Below are 13,541 nucleotides of genomic sequence, written 5' to 3' on the forward strand. Positions count from 1 at the left end.
ACCGAGCCGCGTCAGCCGTTTTGGTCACGGTCCGACAGGATTTTAGTGCAGCGATCGCCCAGTCCACAACCACCGTTCGTGCTGAGCCTGTCGAAGCACAGGCGTCCCCACGCGCGACGCCGCGCGGGGTAGCATGCCCTTCGACAGGCTCAGGGCGAACGGGGGACTTGGTTCGCCGCTAATCCGCCGCGCGGATCACCTCCAGAAACGCGTCGCCATACGCCTCCAGCTTCCGCGCGCCGATGCCGGACAGGTGCATCAGTGCTGAGCGGCTGGTCGGCCGCTGCGCCGCCATCTCGCGCAATACCGAATCGTGGAAGATGACATAGGGCGGCACGCCGGCCTCCTTGGCCAGATCGCGGCGGCAGGTGCGGAGCGCCTCGAACAGCGGATTGTCGGCGGGGTTGATCGCGATGCCGGCATCGCGCTTCTTGCCACGTGCGCGCTTGGGCGGCAGAACCAGCATCACCCGTGCGCCCTCCTTCAGGATCGGTCGCGCGCCCGGGCCGAACTCCAGCCCACCATGCGCATTGGTCCGCAAGGCATCGCGCAGCAGCAGCGCACGTGCCACCGGCTTGACCAGCGCCGCCTCTTCGCCCTCCACGATGCCCCACACGGACAGCGCCTCATGCCCGCGATCGACGCTGCGGTCGGTCGACTGGCCGAGCAGCACCTGCTCGATATAGCCCGCGCCGAACAGCTGGCCGGTACGGAAGACGGCGGACAAAAACTTCTGCGCGACTGTCGTCGCATCGACCGCATCGGGGGACCCCAGGCAATTGTCGCAATTGCCGCAGTCTTCGATGAGGTCTTCGCCGAAATGCTTCAGCAGGATGCGACGCCGGCAGCCCGCCGTCTCGACCAGCGCCCCCAGCGCGGCCAGTCGCGTCCGTTCGCCGGCCTGCCGCTCAGGCTCCACCTCGCCGATCCGCTGGCGCGCACGCGCGAAATCCTCCGCACCCCAGAACAGATGCGCGACCGCCGGATCGCCGTCGCGACCCGCGCGGCCGGTTTCCTGATAATAGGCCTCGATCGATTTCGGCAGGCCGGCATGCGCGACGAAGCGTACGTCGGGCTTGTCGATGCCCATGCCGAACGCGACCGTGGCGCAGATCACCATGTCTTCGCTCGCGACGAAATCCGCCTGGTTTTTCGCGCGGATATGCTGCTCCAGCCCCGCATGATAGGCGCGGGTCGGCCGGCCGGTGCGGGCGAGCGCCTCCGCCAGTTTTTCCGTTGCCGCGCGCGTTTGCGCATAGACGATGCCGGGGCCGGGCGTGCCTGCGATGACGTCGGCGATCTGCTTGGTCGTGTTCGCCTTGGGGCTGATCGCATAGCGGATATTGGGCCGGTCGAAGCCCGACACGATCAGCCCATCCTGCGGAATGCCGAGCTGCGCGAGGATATCGGCGCGGGTATGCGCGTCCGCGGTCGCGGTGAGCGCCAGCCGCGGCACGTCCGGGAAGGCATCCATCAGCGGTGCAAGCAGGCGATAATCGGGGCGGAAATCATGCCCCCATTCGCTGACGCAATGCGCCTCGTCGATCGCGAACAGGCTGAGCTTCGCGCTGCCCAGCAATTCGCGGAAATGCCCGGTTGAGGCGCGTTCGGGTGCGATATAGAGCAGGTCGAGTTCGCCAGCCTTGAACCGCGCGATCGTCTCGCCACGATTCTGGTCGGCGCTGGTTAGCGTGCCTGCGCGAATGCCCACCGCTTCGGCGGCACGCAACTGGTCGTGCATCAGCGCGATGAGCGGCGAGACGACGACGCACGTCCCCTCCAGCATCACCGACGGCAATTGGTAGCACAGCGACTTGCCCGCGCCGGTCGGCATCACCCCCAGCGTCCGCTCGCCGGCCAGCACCCGCGACACCACCTCTTCCTGCACGCCGCGGAACCCCGCAAAGCCGAAGACGCGGGACAGGGTGGGCAGGGGATCGGGACGCATTACCGGCTCATGTAGGCGGGACCCGGCGCGGGCGCCACCCGTCGCACCCTTGCCAGCTACGCAAAACAGGCTGGCTCCGGCCTTCGATCCGTCACCGAAACGACACGATCGCCCTGTCTCTTGCCTATGGCCACGGCGGGAGGAAACAGGCGATGCGCAGGACGATGACGATGACGATGACGGTGACGACGGCGCTGCTGCTGATCGGTGCGGCGCCAGCGCCGCGAGAATATGTCGTGCCCGCTGACGGCGTGGTCGCGGCGCGGTTGAACGGCGTGGGCTTACGCCTGCGGATCGATCCCGGCACGACGGCGATGCCGCTCGTGACCGACGAGATCGCAACGCGCGCGCAGGTCAAATCCGGCATGTTCGGCACGCTCTATGGCGTCGGGCCGGTCCATATCGCGGGAAAGACCGGGGTCGCAAAGCTCGACCTGGCTGGCACGATCTTAAAGCGCCGCATCTCCTTCGCGCCCAAGGCGTATGCCGAGGGTTTCGATGGCGTGATGGGGCCTGGTGGGCTGGAGGCCCCCGTCATTCGCTTCGCGCTGCGTCCGTCGATCCCCGGCGAGCGCACCGTCGCGCTGCCGATGGTCGATCAGGGTGGGCTGATGGCCGGCTGGGCCGAACGCTTCGCGCTGATCGAGGTCGGGGGCCAGCCGCTGCGGGTCCGTTTCGATCCGCACCATCCCCGCACCCTCGCCACCGCGGGGGCCGCAGTGCGGTTGGCCTCGGCCTTCGACGGGACGATCTCGGGCGTGGCCGGACAGCAGGAGATTGCCTTCGGCATCAAGCGTCCGATCCGTACGCTGACACTGGCGCGCGCGCTCGGCGTCGGGCCGCTGTCGCTGCATACGCTCGGGGTGCGGACCATGGACAACGGTAATGCATCGGACATCGCCGAGGCAGGGACCAAGGCCGATCCCAATGAGATCGTCGTCACGGCCAAGGGCAAGCACGACCCCAACCGCGATCGCCTGTCGCTGGGCGCCGATACGCTCGCGCACTGTTCGTCGATCGTGTTCGACAAGCCGGCCAGGGCGATTCGCCTGACCTGCGCCTGATCACTCCGCCGCCAACGCGCCCTCGCCGGCGCCAGCGACATCCTCGTCGTCGCGCTCCTGTGCCTGGCGTGCCCACATCTCGGCGTAGAGCCCGCCGCGCTTCAGCAGCTCCGCGTGCGTACCACGCTCCGCCACCTGGCCACCGTCGAGGACGACGATCTGGTCGGCATGCACCACCGTCGACAGCCGGTGCGCAATGACGATCGTCGTGCGACCGCGCTCGATCGCCTTCAGCGTGTCGAGGATTTCCGCCTCGGTCCGGCTGTCGAGCGCACTGGTTGCCTCGTCGAGGATCAGGATCGGCGGGTTCTTCAGCAGCGTGCGCGCGATCGCGACGCGCTGCTTCTCGCCGCCCGACAGCTTGAGCCCGCGCTCGCCGACGCGGGTCGCGAAACCGTCGGGCTGGCGCTCGATGAAGCCGGCGATCGCCGCGCCTGCCGCGGCCTGGGCGATCTCCGCGTCCGACGCGCCTTCGCGGCCATAGCCGATGTTGTAGCCGATCGTGTCGTTGAACAGCACGGTGTCCTGCGGCACGATGCCGATCGCGGTGCGTAAGGAGGCCTGTGTTACAGTGCGCACGTCCTGCCCGTCGATCGTGATCGCGCCCGCATCGACGTCGTAGAACCGGTACATCAGCCGCGCGAGCGTCGACTTGCCCGCGCCCGATGGCCCCACCACCGCCAGCGTCGTGCCCGCCGGAATGTCGAGGTCCAGCCCCTTCAGAATTTCGCGATCGGCATCATAGCCGAAATGCACGTCCTCGAACCGCACGCGCCCGCGATCCACCACCAGCGGCGCGGCGTTCGGTGCGTCGACGACCTCGGCGGGCGTATCGATCAGCGCGAACATGCTCGCCATGTCGATCACGCCCTGGCGGATCGTGCGATAGACCATGCCGAGCAGGTCGAGCGGCCGGAACAGCTGCGACAGCAAGGTCGACACGAACACCACGTCGCCCGCGGAAAAGCGCCCCTGGCTCCACCCCCAGGCGACATAGGCCATGCCGCCGCCAAGCATCGCGTTGGTGATCAGCGCTTGCCCGACGTTGAGCCAGGCGAGGCTGTTTTCCGACTTGGTCGCCGCGGCGGCATAGGCGCTGATCGCCGCGTCGTAGCGCTTCGCCTCGCGCTCCTCTGCGCCGAAATATTTGACCGTCTCGAAATTCAGCAGCGAATCGACCGCATGCGCGACCGCGCCGGTGTCGAGGTCGTTCATCTGCGCCCGCAGCGCGTTACGCCAATCGGTCACCTTCTGCGTGAAGACGATATAGATCGCGACCATCGCCACCGTCGCCGCAACCAGCGGCCAGCCAAAGCTGGTCCAGAAGATCGTCAACACCATGGCCAGTTCCAGCACCGTCGGCGCGATATTGAACAGCAGGAAATACAGCATCGTATCGATGCTCTTGGTGCCGCGTTCGACCACCTTGGTGACGGCGCCGGTGCGCCGTTCCAGATGGAAGCGCAGCGACAGACCGTGCAGGTGACGGAAGACGCTCGCCGCCAGTCGCCGCGTCGCATCCTGCCCGACGCGTTCGAACACCGCGTTGCGCAGATTGTCGAACAGCGTCGTCGAAAAGCGCGATGCGGCATAGCCGACCACCAGCAGCACGACGATCGTGACGAGGCTTCGGTCGCCGACGCTCATCCGGTCTACCGCATATTTCAGCGTATAGGCCGCGCCGAAGACCTGAACGATCTTGCTCGCGACGACGAGCAGCATCGCGACGACGATGCGCGCCTTCAGCCCCGTTTCACCCGCGGGCCACAGATAGGGGAGGAAACGGCGCAGCGTCGGTAGCAACGGCTGGTCGGCGCGGGTCTGGCTGGTCGGATCGGTGGGCGGCATTGCCGCTTATGTAGGCACGGCGTCCCGGCGAAGAAAGCGCGGCGCGGAACATACTAGCGCCCTCGCGAATTTTACCAGTTGACAAGCGAGGGCATCATGGAACCGTTGTTCTACGTGATGGCGATCATGGGCTGCGGCGACGGCAACGTCCAATGCACCGAGGCTCGGGTCGTCCCGATCCACTATCAGTCGATGGCGCAATGCCGGGCGGCACTGCCCGATCAGCTCGCGCGCAACACGGACGTGCCCTATCCGATGATCGGCGCGCAATGTCGTACGTCGGGCGCGCAAATCGCAAAGGCGGACATCAAGCCGCGTCGGTCGTAACCCGGCTTCGGCGACCCCAGGTGGCCGTCATCCCGGCGCAGGCCGGGGTTTCCCAGCGTTAGCGACTGGCAGGAGCCGGGAACGGCTTTGGCCCGCCTTGGGGTGACGGGTCCCGGACGGACGCGTCACCCCATGCGGTTTCAGCCGGCATCCTCCATGCGGAACGTCAGCGTCATCGTCCGCCACGCCTCGACCGGCACGTTGCCGCGCGTCGCCGGCTTGAAGCGCCACGCCTTCAGCGCCCGTTCCTGCGTCGTGCGCCAGAAGGCATCACTGGTCGCATTGACCTGTTCGATCTGCTTTACGCGCCCGTCGGCGCCGACCAGCACGCGCACCGTCACGCGGCCATCGCGATTGGCGCGGCGTTCGACCGCGGGATAATCCGGCTGGAAGGCGTCGGCGTAGCGCGAATCGATGCTGGGGCCGACAAACGGCAGTGGTGCGGGCGGTGCCGGCGCCTCGACCGCCGGCCCGGGATCGGTGCCGATGATCTTGGTCGGTGCCGGTGGCGTCGGGATCGTCGTTAGGGCGAGATCGGTCGGGTTGGTCGGCACCGAGATTTCCGGCACGGGTGCCAGGATCGTCTCGGTCGCATGATGCGGCGCCGTTTCGGCTGGCTTCACCTCGGGGATCGGCGGCGGAGGTGGCGGGTCGAGCGGGATATTGCCGATGACCAGCACATGGTCGGGGCCCTCGGGCAGGATCTTCGGCCCCGCGAACATCAGCGCCGCGACCAACGCGGCGTTGATCACGATGGCGGCGGTCAGTCCACCGGGGTTGAAACGGGTCGGCTTGGCGTAGCGGTCTGCATACATCGTCCGTCTCCTCTCTGTCGGGTCGCCCTCGACCGGGGCGACGCCGCTCAGACATGAAACGTTACACCATAACATAGTGCCGTCAAGGGGTTGGGCGATGCCGCTTAGCGATGGAGAGGCAGGCGGGCAGGGCACCAAGGTCTCACGCCTAGCGGGACGCCTGCCCGCGCGATTTACCCGTCCGAACGGCGATCTTGGCGCGCCCGAGACGTGCGACGGATCTTATCCAGCCGCGTCCGCTGCGTCCCGCAGGCGTGCGACGGCGCGCGGCTGGCCGATGAGCGGCAACAGCGCCGTCATGTCGGGGCCGTGGTCCAGCCCGGTCAACGCCTGACGCAGCGGTAGAAACAGCATCTTGCCCTTGCGGCCCGTCGTCGCCTTGAGCGCTGTCGTCAGCGCTGTCCAGGCGTCGTCACCCCAGTCCAGGCCCTCTGCCACTACCGCCGCTTCGCTAAGATAGGCACGTGCCTCGTCGTCCTGCATCGGCGCGGCGATCGGCCCCTCGATCACCTGCCACCAGTCCGCCGCCTCGGCGACGCGCGACAGGTTCGGCCGCACCGCATCCCATTCCGCCGCGCCCATGCCGTCGGGCAGCCGATCGGCCACCGCGTCATAGGCCAGCTGGTGGACGATCCGCGCATTCACCTGCGCCAGCTCCGCCTCGTCGAATCGCGCCGGCGCGCGGCCAAAGCGCGCGAAGTCGAAGGCGGTGATCAGCGGCGCGGGATCGACCATCGGCTCGACCGGATCGCTCGTCCCGATCCGCGCGAGCAGCGCGACGACCGCCTGCGGCTCGATGCCCGCGTCGCGAAAATGCGCGACGCCCAACGACCCCAGGCGCTTGGACAATTTTCCTTCGGCACCGGTCAGCAGCGCTTCGTGCGCGAAGGCGGGTGGCGTGACGCCCATCGCATCGAACATCTGCAATTGCAGCGCGGTGTTGGACACATGGTCCTCGCCGCGCACGACATGCGTGATGCCCAGGTCGGCATCGTCGATCGCCGACGGCAGCATATACAGCCACGATCCGTCGGCGCGGCGCACGACGGGATCGCTCATCCTCTTCGCATCGAAGCTTTGGGGCCCGCGGATCAAATCGTCCCAATGGATCGGTGCGTCATGATCCAGCTTGAACCGCCAGTGCGGCGCGACGCCATCCGCCTCAAACTGCGCCTTTTGCGCATCGCTCAGCGCCAGCGCCGCGCGATCGTAGACCGGCGGCAGGCCGCGCCCGAGCAGGATCTTGCGCTTCAGGTCCAGCTCCTGCGCGCTCTCATAGGCCGGATAAATGCGCCCCGCCGCGACCAGTGCATCGAACCGCGCCTGATACAGCGCGAATCGCTCCGACTGGCGCACCTCGGCATCGGGCGTCAGGCCCAGCCAGGCGAGATCGGCGCGGATGCCGTCGACGAACCGCTCCTCGGACCGCTCGGCATCGGTATCGTCGATGCGCAGCACGAACCGCCCGCGCTGCCCCCGCGCGAACATCCAATTGTGCAGCCCCGCCCGGATATTGCCGACGTGGAGCATGCCGGTGGGAGAGGGGGCGAAGCGGGTGATGACGGTCATGCTCGCGCTCCTACCGCTGCGGGCGGGCGAAGCGAAGCGGTTTGCGAAAGGCGCCATCGACGATAAAGGGCGGCGCAAGGGAGCCCAGCGCATGAAACTGATCACCGGCAATTCGAACCTTCCGCTCGCGCAGGCGATCGCGAACTATCTCGAAAGCCCGCTGACCGACGCGCTGGTCCGCCGGTTCGCCGACGAGGAGATCTTCGTCGAGATCCAGGAAAACGTGCGCGGCGAGGACGTGTTCGTGCTCCAATCGACCGGCTTCCCGGCGAACGACAATCTGATGGAGCTGCTGATCATCATCGATGCGCTGAAGCGCGCGTCGGCCAAGCGCATCACGGCAGTCATCCCCTATATGGGCTATGCGCGTCAGGACCGGAAACCGGGGCCTCGCACGCCCATCTCGGCCAAGCTTGTCGCCAATCTGGTCACCGTCGCCGGCGCCGACCGCGTGCTGTCGGTCGACCTCCACGCCGGGCAGATCCAGGGCTTCTTCGATATCCCGACCGACAATCTCTATGCCGCACCCGTGATGAGCGCGGACATCCATGCGCGCTTCAAGGGTCGCAACCTGATGGTCGTCTCGCCCGACGTCGGCGGCGTCGTGCGTGCGCGCCAGCTCGCCAAGCGACTCGACAATGCCCCGCTGGCGATCGTCGACAAGCGTCGCGAGCGTGCCGGCGAATCGGAAGTGATGAACATCATCGGCGACGTCGAAGGCCGCTTCTGCATCCTGGTCGACGATATCGTCGATTCGGCCGGCACTTTGTGTAACGCCGCGGCGGCACTGCGGCAGGCGGGGGCGGAGGATGTCGTCGCCTATGTCACGCACGGCGTCCTGTCGGGCGGCGCGGTCGCGCGCGTCGAGGGATCGGTGCTGACCGAACTCGTCATCACCGATTCGATCGGCAATCACGAATCGATCGGCGCGACGTCGAAGATCCGCCACCTGCCGATCGCGCCGCTGCTGGGCGAGGCGATCAAGCGCATCGCCGACGAAACGAGCGTGTCGTCGCTGTTCGACTGACGGGCGCAGGCGCGGCCACGCCCGCGCCAATGCGCGACGCGTAGCGCCCGACACGGCCAGCGGGCGCGCAGCGCGACCCGACTGACGGCGGCTTTGCCGGCGTCAGCGCCTATCGCTGGCTGAGCGCGATGATATGGTCGAACACTGCCGGGTGCAGCGGCTTGGCGAAGGCGCAGCCATATTGCGTCTTGTCCCGCCACGCGACCACGGCTTCCAGACCGGCCAGCCCCGGCAGCGTCAGCCACACGATCGTGCCCGGCCATAGCGTGAAGGACGTTTCGGCGCGGAACCCCATCAGCGACAGGTCGGTCACGTCGATTTCGAACCGGGTCTGTCCGCGATCGCGCAGATGCGCGCGCATCGTCACCGCCTTGCGCAGCGATCGGCGCGACTCGGCGCCCTCCTCCGTCCCGTTGAGGGCGATGGGCTGGTACGGCGGCGTGAAGGTCCGCTGTTCCATGGCTGTATCGTGCCACGGAAGGCGTTACTTTTCTGCCAACGGCTCCCCGGCGGGCGCCCGCACCCCCTGCCGCCCGCGCCGCTTGAGTTCGGCCTTCAAGGCTTCGGGCCGGGGAGCGACCAGGAAGCCGAAGCTGACGTTGCCCTCGCGCGTCTCGATGACATGGTGCAGCCGATGCGCCTGGACGATCCGCTTCATGTAGCTGGACTTGGGCAGATAGCGCGTCGGAATCCGCTGATGGACGATGATGTCGTGGAAGCCGAAATAGATCGCGCCATAGGCTGCGATCCCCGCGCCGATCCATGCGAAGCCCGGCCACCAGCCCAGCTGTACCCCGCCGAGCAGCAGCACGAACGAGGGCACCGCGAAGATCGCGGCGTACAGGTCGTTGAGTTCCCAATTGCCTTCGCGTTTGGTGTGGTGGCTCGCATGCAGGAACCAGCCCGGCCCATGCATGATCCAGCGGTGCGCGGCATAGGCAAAGCCCTCCATGCCGATCACCGTCGCCAGAAACAGAAGGATGCCGATCGGCCAGGACATGCGTATTCCATCTAATGCGAAGCGTTTGCGATAGCGATCGATCCCCGTGCTATATCCGGGGTGGATTCGTCGCGCCGCCTGTGCAAAGGGCGGCGGCAATCTCCTCTTTATAGCATAATGCGAGGCAGGCCATGAACATCCACGAATATCAAGCCAAGGAACTGCTGGCGAAGTTCGGCGTGCCCGTGCCGGCAGGCTTTGCGGCGCTCAGCGTCGAGGAAGCGGTCGAGGCATCGAAGAAGCTCCCCGGACCGCTCTACGTCGTGAAGGCGCAGATCCACGCCGGCGGCCGCGGCAAGGGCAAGTTCAAGGAACTGGGCCCCGACGCCAAGGGCGGCGTCCGCCTCGCCAAGACCGCTGACGAAGTCCGCGCGCACGCGACCGACATGCTCGGCAACACGCTGGTGACGATCCAGACCGGCGACGCCGGCAAGCAGGTCAACCGCCTGTACATCACCGACGGCGTCGACATCGCGAAGGAATTCTACCTCGCGCTGCTCGTCAACCGCGCGACCGGCCGCGTCTCGATGGTCGCTTCGACCGAAGGCGGCATGGACATCGAGACCGTGGCGCATGATACGCCCGAGAAGATCCATTCGATCGACATCGACACCGCGACCGGCTTCATGCCGCATCACGGCCGCGCCGTCGCCGCCGCGCTCGAACTGACCGGCGATCTCGCCAAGCAGGCCGCCAGCGTCGCGTCGAAGCTGTATGACGCGTTCCTGGGCACCGATGCCGAGCAGATCGAAATCAACCCGCTCGCCGTCACCGACGATGGCAAGCTGGTCGTGCTCGACGCCAAGGTCGGCTTCGACGGCAACGCGATGTTCCGTCACAAGGACCTGATGGAGCTGCGCGACACCACCGAAGAGGACGCGATGGAGCTGGAGGCGTCGAAGTACGACCTCGCCTACATCAAGCTCGACGGTGACATCGGCTGCATGGTCAACGGCGCCGGCCTCGCCATGGCGACGATGGACATCATCAAGCTGAACGGCATGTTCCCGGCCAACTTCCTCGACGTCGGCGGCGGCGCGAACAAGGAGAAGGTCACCGCGGCGTTCAAGATCATTCTCGCCGATCCGGCGGTGAAGGGTATCCTCGTCAACATCTTCGGCGGCATCATGAAGTGTGACATCATCGCCGAGGGCATTGTGGCTGCCGCCAAGGAAGTGAACCTGTCGGTGCCGCTGGTCGTCCGCCTGGAAGGCACGAACGTGCAGGCCGGCAAGGACATTCTGGCGAACTCGGGCCTCGCGATCGTTCCCGCCAACGACCTGGGCGATGCCGCGAAGAAGATCGTCGCAGAGGTCCAGAAGGCCGCGTGATCCCCAAGTCCTCCCCCGCAAGGGGGAGGTGGCGCCGCGCAGCGGTGACGGAGGGGGAGGGTAAGGGGGCGTTCGTAATGAAGGCCGTTCCTGACCCCCCCTTCGATCATTCGGCTGATGCCGAACGGTCCCCCCCCTGGCGGGGGAGGACTTTGCGATAGAAAATTCCTCAGGCTCGGGCATCATGTCCGGGCCTGATTCGTTTGGGCGGTAGACCTGCCGTTACGGCAACCGGCGCTTTCCGTACCGGACTTGCGAAAGGCACGGAAAACCGCCATCTCACCCGCCGATACGACGCCAAAAAGGCGTCGGAGGCGCAATCGGAAGGAAGCCTATGAAGGTGCTGGTGCCGGTCAAGCGCGTGCTTGACTATAACGTGAAGCCCCGCGTGAAGGCGGACGGGTCGGGCGTCGACCTCGCCAACGTCAAGATGAGCATGAATCCCTTCGACGAAATCGCCGTCGAAGAAGCGATCCGCCTGAAGGACAAGGGCGTGACCGAGATCGTCGTCGTCTCGATCGGCGAGGCGAAGGCGCAGGAAACGATCCGCACCGCGCTCGCGATGGGCGCCGACCGCGGCATCCTGGTGACCAGCGAGACTAAGGTCGAGCCGCTGGGCGTCGCCAAGATCCTCGCCAAGATCGTCGAGGAAGAGCAGCCGAGCCTCGTCATCCTGGGCAAGCAGGCGATCGACGACGACAACAACCAGACCGGCCAGATGCTCGCCGGCCTGCTCGGCTGGGGCCAGGGCACGTTCGCCTCGAAGGTCGAGCTGACGACGAGCGACGTCACCGTGACGCGCGAAGTCGATGGCGGCCTTGAGACCGACAAGTTCCCGCTCCCCGCGATCGTCACCACCGACCTGCGCCTCAACGAGCCGCGCTATGCCTCGCTGCCCAACATCATGAAGGCGAAGTCCAAGCCGCTCGCGCAGAAGACCGCCGCCGATTACGGCGTCGACGTCACGCCCCGCATCACGACGCTGAAGGTCGTCGAGCCGGGCAAGCGCCAGGCCGGGATCAAGGTCGCCGATGTCGACGAACTCGTGACCAAGCTGCATGCCATGGGGATTGCCAAGTGAAGACGCTCGTCTGGGTCGAACACGACGGTCAGACCGTCAAGGATGCCACGCTGTCGGCGGTGACCGCCGCATCGAAGCTGGGTGAGGTGCATCTGCTCGTCGCCGGCCAGGGCGTCGATGGCGTCGCGCAGGCGGCGGCGAAGATCGCTGGCGTCGGCAAGGTGCATGTCGCCGACGATGCGGCCTATGCCCATGCGCTCGCCGAGAATATCGCGCCGCTGGTGGTGGAGCTGATGGGGCATCACGATGCCTTCGTTGCGCCGTCGACCACCACCGGCAAGAACGTCGCGCCGCGCGTCGCCGCGCTGCTCGACGTGATGCAAATCAGCGACATCCTGTCGGTCGAGGGCGAGGATACGTTCACGCGGCCGATCTACGCCGGCAATGCGATCGCGACCGTCCAGACGTCGGATGCCAAGAAGGTGATCACCGTCCGCGGCACTGCCTTCGAAAAGGCGGCGGCCGAGGGCGGCTCCGCGGAGATCGAAGCGGTGGCGTCGGCCGGCGACAAGGGCGTGTCGTCCTATGTCGGGTCCGAGATCGCGCAGAACGCGCGTCCCGAACTGACGTCTGCGAAGATCATCGTGTCGGGCGGCCGCGCGCTGCAGAACGGCGAGAACTTCCACGCTTTGATCGAACCGCTCGCCGACAAGCTCGGTGCCGGCGTCGGCGCATCCCGCGCCGCCGTCGATGCGGGCTTCGTGCCCAACGACTATCAGGTCGGGCAGACCGGCAAGATCGTCGCACCGGAAGTATATATCGCGGTCGGCATCTCGGGCGCGATCCAGCACCTTGCCGGCATGAAGGATTCCAAGGTCATCGTCGCGATCAACAAGGATGAGGACGCCCCGATCTTCCAGGTCGCGGACATCGGCCTTGTCGGCGACCTCTTCAAGGTCGTGCCGGAACTCACCGAGAAGCTGTGAAGGCGGAAGGCGGGCAACGCGGGTTGCCCGCCGGTGACAGCAGGCGCAGCCTCGCTGTCATCCGCCGACACGGCCAGCGCCGCCAAAGCGGCGACTGACGGCGCGGGATTTACTCCCGCGTCGTGCGGTTGGAGGGGTTGGCGGGGTTTGGCCCTCTTCGCCGCCTGACATGTCATCCAAGCGATGGGCAGCGATCTCCCGGCGCAGCGCACCAATAGCCGCCAAAGCCTCCGGCATTCGCTGGAGCGAGGTCGTGTTGAAGCCCCCCACACAAAGAGACGGCCCGACACCAGCAATGTCGGACCGCCAGTCTACGCCTAGGGAGCTTACCTTGGCGTGTTCGAAAAGGGGTAGGTGTTACAGCGCGTTGCCGGCTGCCGGGGCGGTGGCGTTGTCCGTGACATTGCCGGTCAGCGCGGTATCGCCGGCAGCCGAATTGCCGTCCGTTTCCAGACCCGCTGCATTGTCGAAGACGGCGCCGTCGTCGTTGAGCGTGACCGTTTCCGCACTGGTGTTGCCCGATTCGGTCTTGGGGCCACAGGCGGCGAGGCCCAGCGCGGCGAGGCCGAGGACGGGCAGCAGGATGGCAGTCTTCATGTCGTTCT

Annotated in this window: 13 protein-coding genes; 6 read left to right on the forward strand and 7 right to left on the reverse strand. The window is 66.7% G+C overall.

From position 1 onward, the window contains the following. Positions 1–178: 178 nt before the first annotated feature. Positions 179–1,948 carry a DNA helicase RecQ gene (gene recQ / locus ACP7A3_RS10010; RefSeq protein ID WP_426255479.1) on the reverse strand — a complete coding sequence of 590 codons (1,770 nt, stop codon included), beginning with the start codon at positions 1,946–1,948 and terminating at the stop codon, positions 179–181. A gap of 152 nt (positions 1,949–2,100) precedes the next feature. Between recQ and ACP7A3_RS10015 the strand changes: the two genes are divergently transcribed. Beyond that, on the forward strand, positions 2,101–3,012 hold the full coding sequence (locus ACP7A3_RS10015) for a hypothetical protein (RefSeq protein WP_426255480.1): 912 nt from the start codon (positions 2,101–2,103) through the stop codon (positions 3,010–3,012). Here ACP7A3_RS10015 and ACP7A3_RS10020 read toward each other — a convergent pair whose 3' ends face one another. Beyond that, a complete protein-coding gene (locus ACP7A3_RS10020; protein WP_426255481.1) occupies positions 3,013–4,860 on the reverse strand; it encodes an ABCB family ABC transporter ATP-binding protein/permease in 1,848 nt (615 codons plus the stop codon). A 96-nt stretch (positions 4,861–4,956) separates the two neighbouring features. Here ACP7A3_RS10020 and ACP7A3_RS10025 point away from each other — a divergent pair, with 96 nt between their 5' ends. Beyond that, a complete protein-coding gene (locus ACP7A3_RS10025) occupies positions 4,957–5,187 on the forward strand; it encodes a hypothetical protein (protein WP_017980462.1) in 231 nt (76 codons plus the stop codon). 140 nt (positions 5,188–5,327) lie between these two features. On the opposite strand, the gene ACP7A3_RS10030 is transcribed toward ACP7A3_RS10025, so the two are convergent. Together ACP7A3_RS10030 and ACP7A3_RS10035 are read right to left on the reverse strand one after the other, a co-directional pair. Further along, on the reverse strand, positions 5,328–6,002 hold the full coding sequence (locus ACP7A3_RS10030) for an energy transducer TonB (RefSeq protein ID WP_426255482.1): 675 nt from the start codon (positions 6,000–6,002) through the stop codon (positions 5,328–5,330). A 222-nt stretch (positions 6,003–6,224) separates the two neighbouring features. Next, complete coding sequence (locus tag ACP7A3_RS10035; RefSeq protein ID WP_426255483.1) at positions 6,225–7,571, reverse strand: glutamate--tRNA ligase; 1,347 nt, start codon at positions 7,569–7,571, stop codon at positions 6,225–6,227. Positions 7,572–7,662: 91 nt separating this feature from the next. Between ACP7A3_RS10035 and ACP7A3_RS10040 the strand changes: the two genes are divergently transcribed. Next, positions 7,663–8,598, forward strand: coding sequence for a ribose-phosphate pyrophosphokinase (locus ACP7A3_RS10040; protein WP_024310320.1), 936 nt, complete (start codon positions 7,663–7,665; stop codon positions 8,596–8,598). 109 nt (positions 8,599–8,707) lie between these two features. On the opposite strand, the gene ACP7A3_RS10045 is transcribed toward ACP7A3_RS10040, so the two are convergent. Both ACP7A3_RS10045 and ACP7A3_RS10050 read right to left on the reverse strand, forming a co-directional pair. Continuing rightward, positions 8,708–9,058 carry a PilZ domain-containing protein gene (locus ACP7A3_RS10045; RefSeq protein ID WP_426294696.1) on the reverse strand — a complete coding sequence of 117 codons (351 nt, stop codon included), beginning with the start codon at positions 9,056–9,058 and terminating at the stop codon, positions 8,708–8,710. Positions 9,059–9,082: 24 nt separating this feature from the next. Further along, positions 9,083–9,598, reverse strand: a complete 516-nt coding sequence (locus ACP7A3_RS10050) for a sterol desaturase family protein (RefSeq protein WP_147036346.1) — start codon at positions 9,596–9,598, stop codon at positions 9,083–9,085. 131 nt (positions 9,599–9,729) lie between these two features. On the opposite strand from ACP7A3_RS10050, the gene sucC reads away from it, so the two are divergent. The 3 genes from sucC (at position 9,730) to ACP7A3_RS10065 (ending at position 12,936) form a co-directional block, all read left to right on the forward strand. Then, complete coding sequence (gene sucC / locus ACP7A3_RS10055) at positions 9,730–10,929, forward strand: ADP-forming succinate--CoA ligase subunit beta (RefSeq protein WP_017980456.1); 1,200 nt, start codon at positions 9,730–9,732, stop codon at positions 10,927–10,929. Positions 10,930–11,263: 334 nt separating this feature from the next. Continuing rightward, entirely contained in the window at positions 11,264–12,010 is a 747-nt protein-coding gene (locus ACP7A3_RS10060) for an electron transfer flavoprotein subunit beta/FixA family protein (protein ID WP_426255484.1), read from the forward strand. Beyond that, a complete protein-coding gene (locus ACP7A3_RS10065; RefSeq protein ID WP_426255485.1) occupies positions 12,007–12,936 on the forward strand; it encodes an electron transfer flavoprotein subunit alpha/FixB family protein in 930 nt (309 codons plus the stop codon). The genes ACP7A3_RS10060 and ACP7A3_RS10065 overlap by 4 nt, the downstream gene beginning before the upstream one ends. Positions 12,937–13,293: 357 nt before the next feature. On the opposite strand, the gene ACP7A3_RS10070 is transcribed toward ACP7A3_RS10065, so the two are convergent. Next, on the reverse strand, positions 13,294–13,533 hold the full coding sequence (locus tag ACP7A3_RS10070) for a hypothetical protein (RefSeq protein WP_043061002.1): 240 nt from the start codon (positions 13,531–13,533) through the stop codon (positions 13,294–13,296). Positions 13,534–13,541: the final 8 nt, after the last annotated feature.

Source organism: Sphingomonas sp. DC5200-1, assembly GCF_049897245.1.
Taxonomy (GTDB): Bacteria; Pseudomonadota; Alphaproteobacteria; order Sphingomonadales; family Sphingomonadaceae; genus Sphingomonas; species Sphingomonas aquatilis.

Bases quoted from the DNA above. Each gene is read 5' to 3' on its own strand.
- recQ (WP_426255479.1), bottom strand. From the start codon at position 1,948: ATGCGTCCCGATCCCCTGCCCACCCTGTCCCGCGTCTTCGGCTTTGCG.
- ACP7A3_RS10015 (WP_426255480.1), top strand. From the start codon at position 2,101: ATGCGCAGGACGATGACGATGACGATGACGGTGACGACGGCGCTGCTG.
- ACP7A3_RS10020 (WP_426255481.1), bottom strand. From the start codon at position 4,860: ATGCCGCCCACCGATCCGACCAGCCAGACCCGCGCCGACCAGCCGTTG.
- ACP7A3_RS10025 (WP_017980462.1), top strand. From the start codon at position 4,957: ATGGAACCGTTGTTCTACGTGATGGCGATCATGGGCTGCGGCGACGGC.
- ACP7A3_RS10030 (WP_426255482.1), bottom strand. From the start codon at position 6,002: ATGTATGCAGACCGCTACGCCAAGCCGACCCGTTTCAACCCCGGTGGA.
- ACP7A3_RS10035 (WP_426255483.1), bottom strand. From the start codon at position 7,571: ATGACCGTCATCACCCGCTTCGCCCCCTCTCCCACCGGCATGCTCCAC.
- ACP7A3_RS10040 (WP_024310320.1), top strand. From the start codon at position 7,663: ATGAAACTGATCACCGGCAATTCGAACCTTCCGCTCGCGCAGGCGATC.
- ACP7A3_RS10045 (WP_426294696.1), bottom strand. From the start codon at position 9,058: ATGGAACAGCGGACCTTCACGCCGCCGTACCAGCCCATCGCCCTCAAC.
- ACP7A3_RS10050 (WP_147036346.1), bottom strand. From the start codon at position 9,598: ATGTCCTGGCCGATCGGCATCCTTCTGTTTCTGGCGACGGTGATCGGC.
- sucC (WP_017980456.1), top strand. From the start codon at position 9,730: ATGAACATCCACGAATATCAAGCCAAGGAACTGCTGGCGAAGTTCGGC.
- ACP7A3_RS10060 (WP_426255484.1), top strand. From the start codon at position 11,264: ATGAAGGTGCTGGTGCCGGTCAAGCGCGTGCTTGACTATAACGTGAAG.
- ACP7A3_RS10070 (WP_043061002.1), bottom strand. From the start codon at position 13,533: ATGAAGACTGCCATCCTGCTGCCCGTCCTCGGCCTCGCCGCGCTGGGC.